The following is a 10,686-nucleotide window of genomic DNA, read 5'->3' as shown; positions in this document are numbered from 1 at the left end:
TGATCCATCCAATGTCTGCCGTACACCAGTACACATCAGAATCGCGGTATTGGAATACATTTTTAAACGTGTAGGCCGTATAGACCATATAACCCGCCGTACTGTGCACCATGCCCTTGGGTTTCCCTGTGGAGCCTGAGGTGTAAAGAATAAAGAGCGGATCTTCCGCATCCATGATCTCGGGTTCGCAGTCTGAGGAAGCTTCAACCAATAATGGTTCCAGCCAAAAGTCGCGACCCTCTTTCATGTTGACCTCAGATTGAATCCGCTTTACCACTAATACAGATTCTACCGAGGCACAACTCTCAAGCGCCTCGTCTACAATGCCTTTGAGATCAATGGTTTTGGCTCCACGGTACGAGCCGTCTGAAGTCAATACCATTTTACAGTCGCTGTCATTGATACGTGTGGCGAGAGCGTTTGCGGAAAAACCTGCAAACACCACGGAGTGTATGGCGCCGATTCTTGCACAGGCCAGTAAAGAGATGGCCAGTTCCGGGATCATCGGTAAATAAATACACACTCGATCCCCTTTTTTAAGGCCTTTAGCTTTGAGCACATTGGCCATTTGATTCACACGCGCGTGCAATTCTTTATAGCTGATGTGAGTCGGAGCTTCGTTGGGATCATTGGGTTCAAAGAGGATGGCCGTTTTATCGCCTTTGGTAAATAGATGCCGATCGATACAATTTTCGGTGATATTCAGTTTGGCGCCTTCAAACCATTTTACCTCAGGTTTAGAAAAATCCCAAGAGAGTACGTTGTCCCATTTTTTTCGCCACAAAAAGTGTTCTTCCGCTATCTCTACCCAAAAGAGATCGGGGTTTCTTACGGACTTTCTGTATTCGTGGAAGTATTCTGGGAAGTTCTTAATGTGATAATTACTCATGAAATGGAATTTATATAAAGCCGCTAAAGGCTTTACAATTTAGCAAAAAAGGCCTTTTGAAAATTGCACAAATCGATCAAAAGATGATCTTATTTTATCAGTGTTGAGAAGCCTTGCCTGCTCCCGATGGGATCCGGATATTTTCTACCATATCGGTGACCGCTGTTGGCGGTTTAGGCGTCAATCTTGAAACCACTATGGAAACCACAACGTTTACGCACATGGCAATGGTACCAAAGCCTTCTGGAGATGTGCCAAACCACCATTCACTTGCAGGCAGCGGATCCATAACTCCAATGAGTCCTGTTTTGTAAACGATCATATATCCCAACATTATGGTGATGCCCACAACCATCCCTGCAACGGCGCCTTGTTTGTTCATGCGTTTGTCAAAAATGCCTAGAATTATCGCCGGAAAGAAAGAAGCTGCCGCTAAACCAAAGGCCAGGGCGACCACCGCAGCTACAAAGCCAGGCGGATAGATCCCAAACAAGCCCGCAATAACAATGGCAACCAAAATTGAGGCGCGTGCCCAGCGCAGTTCACCTTTGTCGGTGATATTGGGTTTGAGTTGTTTTTTGATAAGATCGTGAGAGATCGAGGTGGAGATCACTAATAGCAAACCTGCTGCTGTTGATAGCGCTGCAGCCAAACCACCTGCGGCCACTAAGGCAATCACCCAATTGGGCAAGCCGGCGATCTCAGGATTGGCCAAAACCATGATGTCTCTATCTACATAGAGTTCGTTGGTAGCCTCACTGGCGTTGCTAATGAGTCGCTCGCCATAGGTGCCACGACCTTCTAAAAATTCAGGCTTTTTGCCCACCAAAGCTGAGCCTTGAACGTATTGGATTTTACCGTCTCCGTTTTTATCGCTCCAGGCTATGAGCCCGGTGTCTTCCCAATTTTTAAACCACTGTGGGATATCAGTATAGGATTGATCCCGAACCGTCTCTATCAAATTAGTCCGTGAGAATACCGCAACGGCAGGAGCGGTCGTATAAAGTATGGCAATAAAAAGCAAGGCTAGGCCTGCAGACTTGCGTGCATCTTTTACTTTGGGAACCGTAAAGAATCTCACAATAACATGCGGCAATCCAGCGGTACCAACCATCAAAGCGAAGGTAATGGCAAAGACATCCCAGGTAGATTTTGATCCTTGAGTGTATTCTTTAAAGCCGAGCTGGGTGTGTAATGTATCGAGTTTGTCGAGCAAGTAAGTTCCGTCTTCTAGAGTGCCTCCCATCCCCACTTGAGGTATAATATTGCCGGTCATCTGAATTGAAATAAAGATAGCGGGAACCATAAAAGCAAAGATCAAAACGCAGTATTGTGCTACTTGTGTATAGGTGATCCCCTTCATTCCGCCTAAAAAGGCAAAGACCAAAACAACGGCCATACCAATGATCACGCCGAGCGTTATATCAACTTGTAAAAACTGAGAGAACACAATACCTACACCCCGCATTTGGCCGGCGACATAAGTAAAGGATACAATCAAGGCACAGATCACCGCTACGGTCCGCGCGCTGTTGGAATACGGTGAATTTACCAAACTTCCTCAGATAGGGAGCGAGTAATAGTGCCAATAACACATAGCCTCCTGTCCAACCCATCAAATAGACCGAGCCGTCATATCCGGCAAAGGAAATAATTCCCGCCATGGAGATGAAGGAAGCGGCGCTCATCCAATCGGCGGCTGTAGCCATACCGTTGGCTAGGGGAGAAACGCCTCCGCCTGCTACATAAAAATCTTTAGTAGAACCCGCTCTTGCCCAAATGGCAATACCAAAATAAAGGGCAAAGGTCACACCGACCAAGATCCAAGTCCAGGTTTGAACACTCATAGCGCTAATATTGAGGTTATGGAATTAGTCTTCGTGATAGCCGTATTTTTTATCGAGCTTATTCATCAGTCTCACATACACAAAGATCAACACCACAAAAACATAGATGGAACCTTGTTGGGCAAACCAGAAGCCTAATTTGAATCCGCCGAGATTGATGGAGTTTAAGGCATCTCTAAAGAGAATTCCGCAGCCATAAGAAACTACAAACCAAATGCTTAACAGGATTGCTAAGTATATTACATTCTCTTTCCAGTAAGCGCGTGCCTTGTTTGTTGAAGACATGATTGGTTAGTTGCAATGCTTTCTCGCTAGAAGCGATTCTGCATTTTAAGATTCCTAAAACTAATTGATTCGGGAACCACAACCAAAAAAAACCGCGCTTTCTAAAGAGAAGAAAGCGCGGTAACTACTTTAAATGTCGATATATTAAAAGAGCAAATTCATTACAATTAGCAAGGTGCAAATTCCCAGGCTACCCAATAAAGTGTTAAGCACAACCTTGGGTTTTTGAACCGTTAGTATCGATGCCAAAACACCGGTACACATTACAACGGCTGCAAATACTTGGATCATGGACCAAAGGGAGCTTCCGTTTAAAAAGATGGTGTATACTGCAATTCCACCCAAACAGGTAGATACAATGATTGAAGTTGATGCGTATAGCATAAAATTCTCGGTCCAGTCTTTATTTAGTTTTGCATAGAGTGCGCTCATGATGTTGATTTTAATTGTTTACTCAACAAAACTACGTGGAGCCCATCACCTAAAATATGATAATGGTCATGCAAGCCTTAGTTGGCACAAGCGACTTATCTTTAAACCACTGACCACAGCACCATGGAGGAACTTTTAAGTAAAATACGCGTATGTAACTTGTGCAATGATCTGTTGCCGTTGGGCCCGAGACCTATAGTTGCTTCCAGTCCAAAGAGTCGCATTGCTATTATTTGGCAGGCTCCGGGTTCTGTAGTGCATGAGAGCGGTGTCCCTTGGGATGATAAAAGTGGGGAGAATTTGCGCGCTTGGATGCAGATCAGCAGTGAAGATTTTTACAATCCAGATAAGCTCGCTTTAATTCCTATGGTCTTTTGCTATCCGGGGCGGGGAAAGTCTGGAGACAATCCACCCACCGGGATGTGTGCTCCAACCTGGCACGATCAGCTGTTAAATGAACTTCAAGAATTGCGTTTAGTCTTTTTGGTGGGTAAATATGCGCAGGACTATTATTTAGGCGATACAGCGCAAAAGACCTTGACGCAGACCGTGCAGCAGTTTGAAGACTATTTACCTAAATACTTCCCGTTTCCGCATCCTTCTCCGAGAAACAATATCTGGCAAGCTAAGAATCCTTGGTTTAAGGCCTCCGTACTGCCTCGATTGCGTCAAGAAGTAGCCTCAGCTTTGAGGTAAAAATTAACTCAGTAGGGTTTTTGGCACGAGACTTGTTATTTAATTGGTGACAGTCATTGTTTTGATTGTTAAGGAATTGAAACATAAAGTAAATGCGCAAAGCATCCCTAAAAAGAAACAATTCCCCGCCTTGAAATCTGTCTTTACCTACGGTATGCTCACAGATTAGAAATATGACCAAAAGCGCGAACTGTTTTAACAGCCCGCGCTTTTTTTAATGACATTCCATTTTAGCTTCTATTTTCTGCGGATTCAATTTGGGCGAGACGTAGGGAATACCCAAGCCGAGTCCTCTCAGAATAAACAAACAAGCTATAAGGGCTACCATAACTGGGATCGCTTTGCGAATTTTGAGTTGTAGGGTCTTGTTTAGAAAATTGCCTGCAAAGAAATGCGCCAGTCCGCTTCTACCGTGGGTTGGGATTGCAATAGCATCTGCCTTGTTGGAGAAGCTATAGTTAAAGATCCCGTCTTCTACCGTGTAATCAATGTAATAATTCACGTCTTTGGGTCTCAAATCTTCTATGCCTGCTTGTGCAAAGAACTTGTAAATTCTGTCTTCAATCTCAATGCTGGATCTAAAGCGTTCTCCCGGTAAGTTTACATAAAGCAACTCCATTTGTGCACCGAGTACTTTGATTAATTTTCTGATCTGTTTAAAAGCGTCTACATTCTCGCCTTTAAAATCGCAAGCAAACACTACTTTCTCTAAATTGAAATCTGGCATATGATCTTTGATCACTAATACCGGAGTGGTTGCAGTACGCACCACCTTTTCTGTATTAGAACCAACAAAGACCTCTTTAAGTCCTGTGCTGCCATGAGATCCCATCACAATCAAATCAGCATCACAAGAAATAGCTACATCGTTGATCTCTGTAAAGTTGGTATAGTTCTTTACATTTTGATGAACAGTAACACCTTCCAAGTAAGGAACGTTCAGGAGTTCATCAAAGCGTTTTTCTGTCAGCTTCATATGATACATAGCCTCAAAGACCTCCTGAGATTCGTCTCGAGTCAATACGGCATCGGTCAAACCCATCATGTGAACCACATGAATGGAAGCCTGGTGTTTTTTTGCGATGGAAGCAGCGACTTCCATTGCGTATTTCGAATAGTCCGAAAAGTCTACGGGTACTAAGATATTTTTCATGGTTTATCAGTTTTAATTTGCTCAATCTTAGTTCAAAGATATCGAGCAGCTTCGCGATAAAATATGACAATGGTCATACGTGCTCCTTCTTTAAAAGCAGCAATGGATAGTTGATAAACCTAAATGTATTCGGGTTTAGGAAACGATTTCCAGACCTTCCTTTTTGATGGCAGCAAATCCTCCAGCTACATCAATGACGTTGTGATAACCTCTGCGTTTCAGAATAGAAGCAGCGATCACAGAACGATATCCTCCGGCACAGTGCACATAGAAATCACCTTCTTTTGGAAAGTCCTCATAATGATCAGAAATAAAATCTAATGGAGTTAAGGCAACTTCTGGCAAATGCGCAGTTTCATACTCGCTTTCTTTGCGCACGTCATAGACTTTGGCTCCGTTTTCTATAGCGGCCTTAAGATCAGCTGCGGAGACGGATCGCATATCATCTGTAGCACGTCCTGAAGTTTCCCAAGCGGCAATATCTCCTTTTAGATATCCCAAAGTATTGTCAAATCCAACTCTTGAGAGACGGGTTACAGCTTCTTCCTCTTTTCCAGGGTCAACTACTAAAAGGATCGGCAGAGAAATGTCCGCGATTAATGCTCCCACCCAAGGTGCAAAGCTTCCGTTGAGTCCTATGAAAACAGAACGCGGAATGTGTTTTTCAATAAAATCGGCTTGGTGTCTAACATCCAAAACAATAGCCTGATGCCGTTCTGCCAACTGCTCAAACTCTTCTGGAGACAAGGCCTTAGTTCCCTGGGCAACTACGGTATCAATGGATTGATATCCTTCTTTGTTGAGCTTGACATTTAGGGGAAAGTATTTAGGCGGAGGTAAGAGTCCGTCTGTAACTTCTGCAATAAACTCTGCTTTGCTCATATCGGCTCTCAAGGCATAGTTCATGCGCTTCTGATTGCCCAAAGTATCAACGGTGTCTGTGGACATATTCTTACCACAGGCAGAACCTGCGCCGTGCGCGGGATAAACGATTACTTCATCAGGTAAGGTCATGATCTTGGCGCGCAAACTGTCGTAAAGCATGCCGGCAAGATCTTCTTGCGTCATGTCTGCGGCTTTTTGAGCCAGATCAGGTCGGCCTACATCGCCTAGAAATAGGGTGTCTCCACTGAAAATTGCATGTGGGCTACCTGAAGCATCTTGCAGCAAATAAGTGGTGCTTTCCATGGTGTGACCTGGAGTGTGCAGTACTTTAATAGTGCAATCGCCTAAAGGAAATTCTTGATCGTCTGTCGCGATCAGTGCGTCAAAACTTGGATTAGCCAACGGACCGTAAATGATAGGAGCTCCGGTCTTTTCCGCTAGGGTAAGGTGTCCGCTTACAAAGTCTGCATGAAAGTGTGTTTCAAAGATATACTTGATGGTGCCGTCAATGGCATTCGCCTTCTCTATATAAGGGGCGACTTCTCTTAAGGGATCAATAATTGCAACCTCTCCGTTGCATGAAATCATATAAGCTCCTTGAGCGAGACAACCTGTATATATCTGTTCGACTTTCATCTGCATAAGCAATTTAGGCAGCAAAAATACAAAATAAAAAGGCCTCCCCTGAACTACCTATGAAAATCGGGGAGGCCGTTTGCTGTTGCGTAGTCGCAACAACCCAACAATTACTAAACCTTATTGCACTACTAACTTGGTATTAGAAGTATGTTGGGCACCCAGTACAATTGAATTGTATACTGTATTAAGAAAGCGATGCTTTCCTATTTTTCAACCTTGGGCTGCCGTAGGGATGCATCAGTGTCCACTGGGATTCTTCATGCGGGATTAGTGAGTAATCACTCGCATAATCACCAATTCAACTGAACGACGACAAACCTAAGGTATTTTTTATTGTGGCTTTAGAGTTCTTATTTCTCGTGTCAAATCTAGTTCACGCGTAAGGCATTTTTCATTCTAATAAGCTGGGAAGACTTAAAGTGTAGACGATTAGTTTATCGAGTTCGGTGAGTGGATTTATCGTACCTTTGCGGCATGGCACATAAAGCAGGATTTGTCAATATAATCGGGAACCCAAATGTGGGTAAGAGTACGCTCATGAACGCTTTTGTGGGGGAGCGCCTCTCAATTATCACCTCTAAAGCACAGACTACCCGTCACCGAATTCTGGGAATTGTCAATGGCGATGACTTTCAAGTGATTCTGAGTGATACTCCGGGAATTATTAAACCAGCTTATGAGCTGCAAGCGGCCATGATGGATTTTGTGAAATCTGCCTTTGAGGACGCAGATGTTCTCCTTTACTTGGTGGAGCTCGGAGAAAAGTCTTTAAAGGATGAGGCCTTTTTTAAAAAGATCAACAGCACGCAGATCCCAGTTTTGCTGCTTATCAATAAGATCGACACAGGCGATGAAGAAAAGCTCAAGGAGGCCGTAGCCCTTTGGTCAGAGCAAGTCCCCAATGCTGAGGTATTTGCTATTTCCGCTTTAGAGAACTTCGGAGTGGAACAGGTCTTTAAACGCGTTTTAGAGCTTTTGCCAGAATCACCGCCTTTCTATCCAAAAGACGCCTTGACCGACAAGCCTGAGCGTTTCTTTGTCAATGAATCCATCCGTGAAAAGATCCTATTGCATTACAAAAAGGAGATTCCTTATTCGGTTGAGATCGAGACGGAAGAATTCTTTGAAGAAGAGGAGATCATCCGCATGCGTTCCGTGATCATGGTTGAACGAGACTCCCAAAAGGGGATCATCATTGGTCATAAAGGTGCGGCGATTAAACGCGTAGGTATGGAAGCCCGAAAGGACTTGGAGAAATTCTTTGGCAAGCAAGTTCATTTAGAGCTCTACGTAAAGGTCAATAAGAACTGGCGCTCCAGCGAACGTCAATTGCGTCGTTTTGGATACAATCAATCTTGATTGATCACCTCCCACATAAATTTATGAAGCTCCAACATCTGACCTCGTCCAGTGGCTTTACCCATTCGACCAATAAAATAGAGACTAAACCACGCAAGTACCATTAAAAGCATTAGTGCAATGGGCAAGGCAATGGATTCATCTAAGGCGTAGTTGAAATACGCCCAAACTCCGCAGCTCAAAAAAAGGACAGCCACTATAAAATGCAGGAACATAAAAAGGGTCCAGACCGTACTGCTCGGGCCAAAAAGCCCCCGTATTTCTGAAGTCTTATTATCCAGAGGGTTAATCACTAGGTCTAATTGAGGCGACCAATATTGCTGGCGGGCTTTTGGTATTTTGATAAAAACGTGGGCGTCTACTTGAGTGGTGATAAAGCCAGAAGGGTCACTTGCCGCTTTAAAGGCGGCGAGTAATTTTTCTGCGGATTGATCCAGGCTCAGTTTGAACCGCGGTCGCAATACGATGTCTTGTTTGACTTTCACGTTTGCAAAATCAGCCAATTAGTTGAGAACAAATATGGTATTGCTCAGCTGGGAAGAATCCTTAAAACCCATTATCTTTAAACAAACTACAGACCATGACCGAACGCGAAAAGATGTTGGCGGGCCAAATGTATGACCCTTTGGATCCGCAGTTATTGGCAGAAAGAGAAGCTGCCCGAGTGCTTTTTAGAAAGATCAACGATTTGCCGGAACACCTCAAGCCGGAACGCGATAAATTGTTCTATGAACTTTTTGGTTCTGCCGGAAAAGGCCTTTGGATAGAGCCGCCTTTTTACTGCGATTATGGCAATAACATTCACGCGGGAGACAACGTATTTATGAATTTTGACTGCGTTATTTTAGATGTTTGCGAGGTTCGCTTGGGAGATCGAGTCATGTTTGGTCCTAAGGTACAACTCTATACCGCGACCCATCCGCTCAATGCTAAAGCCCGTTCAAGCGGGGAGGAATTGGGTAAACCCATAACCATAGGAAATGACGTGTGGTTGGGAGGTGGAGCCATTGTTTGTCCTGGTGTTACTATTGGAGATGGTGCCGTGATCGGTGCGGGAGCGGTAGTGACCAAAGACATACCGGCCAATGTGTTTGCTGGTGGGAATCCGGCAAAAGTTATTTCGCCAATTGACAATAAATAGACTTGGGGCATCGTGAAGCCGAAATAAAGTCTATTTTTGCAGCCTAAATCCGTAGCGATGAGTATTGTAGCTATAGTTGGACGTCCAAACGTAGGAAAATCAACCTTCTTTAACCGCCTCATTCAGAGACGCGAAGCGATCGTTGATGCTGTTTCTGGAGTGACCCGTGACCGCCATTATGGAAAGAGTGACTGGAACGGCAAGGAGTTTTCCTTGATCGATACTGGAGGATACGTCAAAGGAAGTGATGATATTTTTGAAGCCGAGATTGACAAGCAGGTGGAACTTGCTATTGATGAGGCCGATGTGATCATTTTTATGGTTGACGTAGAAACCGGTGTTACCGGGATGGATGAAGAAGTGGCTCAATTGCTTCGCAAAGCCAAGAAGCCGGTCTTTTTAGCTGTAAACAAGGTAGATAATTCCAAACGTGTTAATGATGCGGTGGAGTTTTATTCTCTCGGATTTGAAAAATACTACACCATTGCTGCAACTAACGGTAGTGGAACTGGAGAGCTTCTAGACGATTTGGTTGAAGCCCTACCTAATGAAGTAGCCAGTGAAGAAGATGAACTTCCGCGCTTTGCGGTTGTGGGACGCCCAAATGCTGGGAAGTCTTCCTTTATCAACGCTTTGATTGGTGAAGATCGTTATATCGTGACCGACATTGCAGGAACCACGCGTGATGCCATTGATACTAAATACAACCGTTTTGGATTTGAGTTCAATTTGGTGGATACAGCAGGGATCCGTAGAAAATCCAAAGTAAAAGAGGATTTGGAGTTTTACTCGGTGATGCGCTCCGTTCGGGCTTTAGAGTACTGTGATGTTGCCTTATTGGTGATTGATGCGACTCGTGGTTTTGAAGGACAGGATCAGAATATCTTTTGGTTGGCCCACCGCAATAATAAAGGAGTGGTGATCTTAGTGAATAAGTGGGATTTGGTAGAAAAGGACCATATGACCACCAAAAAGTTTGAGCAGTACATCCGCAAACAATGTGAGCCATTTACCGATGTGCCGATTGTTTTTATGTCTGCCCTAACCAAGCAGCGTATTTTTAAAGCAATTGAGACGGCTGTTCAAGTTTACAAGAATCGTTCTCAGCGTATCAAGACCAGTGAGCTCAACGACGTCATGCTACCTATCATCGCCGCGACGCCACCGCCCGCATACAAAGGGAAATACGTAAAGATCAAATTCTGTACGCAACTGCCTACGCCGCATCCAACCTTTGCGTTTTTTGCCAACTTGCCGCAATACGTCAAGGATCCTTATAAGCGATTTATTGAAAATAAGCTAAGAGAGGAGTTTGATTACAATGGAGTTCCGCTTACCATTTATATGCGTAAGAAGTAGG

The 10,686-nt window shown here is 44.2% G+C and carries 10 protein-coding genes and 1 pseudogene; 4 read left to right on the top strand and 7 right to left on the bottom strand.

Annotation, left to right across the window (positions count from 1 at the left end; genetic code table 11):
• From HRT75_RS07735 to HRT75_RS07720, 4 genes and pseudogenes are all read right to left on the bottom strand, one after another.
• Positions 1-889: AMP-binding protein (locus tag HRT75_RS07735; RefSeq protein WP_291184781.1), on the bottom strand; the 889-nt coding region annotated here is incomplete at its 3' end.
• Positions 890-986: 97 nt separating this feature from the next.
• Positions 987-2,736, bottom strand: a pseudogene (locus HRT75_RS07730) (sodium:solute symporter family protein).
• 24 nt (positions 2,737-2,760) lie between these two features.
• On the bottom strand, positions 2,761-3,021 hold the full coding sequence (locus tag HRT75_RS07725; RefSeq protein WP_291184778.1) for a DUF4212 domain-containing protein: 261 nt from the start codon (positions 3,019-3,021) through the stop codon (positions 2,761-2,763).
• Between the two features lie 144 nt (positions 3,022-3,165).
• Complete coding sequence (locus tag HRT75_RS07720) at positions 3,166-3,453, bottom strand: hypothetical protein (RefSeq protein WP_291184775.1); 288 nt, start codon at positions 3,451-3,453, stop codon at positions 3,166-3,168.
• Positions 3,454-3,576: 123 nt separating this feature from the next.
• On the opposite strand from HRT75_RS07720, the gene HRT75_RS07715 reads away from it, so the two are divergent.
• Positions 3,577-4,149 carry a uracil-DNA glycosylase family protein gene (locus tag HRT75_RS07715; protein ID WP_291184773.1) on the top strand — a complete coding sequence of 191 codons (573 nt, stop codon included), beginning with the start codon at positions 3,577-3,579 and terminating at the stop codon, positions 4,147-4,149.
• 214 nt (positions 4,150-4,363) lie between these two features.
• Here the strand turns inward: HRT75_RS07715 and HRT75_RS07710 are convergent, their stop codons facing one another.
• A complete protein-coding gene (locus tag HRT75_RS07710) occupies positions 4,364-5,302 on the bottom strand; it encodes a universal stress protein (protein ID WP_291184770.1) in 939 nt (312 codons plus the stop codon).
• Positions 5,303-5,437: 135 nt separating this feature from the next.
• Complete coding sequence (locus tag HRT75_RS07705; RefSeq protein ID WP_291184767.1) at positions 5,438-6,823, bottom strand: rhodanese-like domain-containing protein; 1,386 nt, start codon at positions 6,821-6,823, stop codon at positions 5,438-5,440.
• A 477-nt stretch (positions 6,824-7,300) separates the two neighbouring features.
• Between HRT75_RS07705 and era the strand changes: the two genes are divergently transcribed.
• The gene (gene era / locus HRT75_RS07700) at positions 7,301-8,185 is read left to right on the top strand and encodes a GTPase Era (RefSeq protein ID WP_291184764.1); all 885 of its coding nucleotides are present in this window, start codon (positions 7,301-7,303) and stop codon (positions 8,183-8,185) included.
• Here era and HRT75_RS07695 read toward each other — a convergent pair.
• A complete protein-coding gene (locus HRT75_RS07695; RefSeq protein WP_291184762.1) occupies positions 8,176-8,670 on the bottom strand; it encodes a GTP-binding protein in 495 nt (164 codons plus the stop codon). The two genes, era and HRT75_RS07695, sit on opposite strands and share 10 nt — an antisense overlap.
• Before the next feature lie 95 nt (positions 8,671-8,765).
• Here HRT75_RS07695 and HRT75_RS07690 point away from each other — a divergent pair, with 95 nt between their 5' ends.
• Positions 8,766-9,326 (top strand): sugar O-acetyltransferase, encoded by a 561-nt coding sequence (locus HRT75_RS07690; protein ID WP_291184760.1) that lies wholly within the window; start codon positions 8,766-8,768, stop codon positions 9,324-9,326.
• A gap of 57 nt (positions 9,327-9,383) precedes the next feature.
• Positions 9,384-10,685 carry a ribosome biogenesis GTPase Der gene (der, locus tag HRT75_RS07685; protein ID WP_272831633.1) on the top strand — a complete coding sequence of 434 codons (1,302 nt, stop codon included), beginning with the start codon at positions 9,384-9,386 and terminating at the stop codon, positions 10,683-10,685.
• The last annotated feature ends 1 nt before the right edge of the window (position 10,686 follow it).

Origin of the sequence: Gilvibacter sp., assembly GCF_013214815.1 — a bacterium.
Taxonomy (GTDB): Bacteria; Bacteroidota; Bacteroidia; order Flavobacteriales; family Flavobacteriaceae; genus Gilvibacter.
Note: the sequence above shows the minus strand (reverse complement) of the source record. Positions and strands in the feature narration are given on the sequence as shown.

Bases quoted from the DNA above. Each gene is read 5' to 3' on its own strand.
- HRT75_RS07725 (WP_291184778.1), bottom strand. From the start codon at position 3,021: ATGTCTTCAACAAACAAGGCACGCGCTTACTGGAAAGAGAATGTAATA.
- HRT75_RS07720 (WP_291184775.1), bottom strand. From the start codon at position 3,453: ATGAGCGCACTCTATGCAAAACTAAATAAAGACTGGACCGAGAATTTT.
- HRT75_RS07715 (WP_291184773.1), top strand. From the start codon at position 3,577: ATGGAGGAACTTTTAAGTAAAATACGCGTATGTAACTTGTGCAATGAT.
- HRT75_RS07710 (WP_291184770.1), bottom strand. From the start codon at position 5,302: ATGAAAAATATCTTAGTACCCGTAGACTTTTCGGACTATTCGAAATAC.
- HRT75_RS07705 (WP_291184767.1), bottom strand. From the start codon at position 6,823: ATGAAAGTCGAACAGATATATACAGGTTGTCTCGCTCAAGGAGCTTAT.
- era (WP_291184764.1), top strand. From the start codon at position 7,301: ATGGCACATAAAGCAGGATTTGTCAATATAATCGGGAACCCAAATGTG.
- HRT75_RS07690 (WP_291184760.1), top strand. From the start codon at position 8,766: ATGACCGAACGCGAAAAGATGTTGGCGGGCCAAATGTATGACCCTTTG.
- der (WP_272831633.1), top strand. From the start codon at position 9,384: ATGAGTATTGTAGCTATAGTTGGACGTCCAAACGTAGGAAAATCAACC.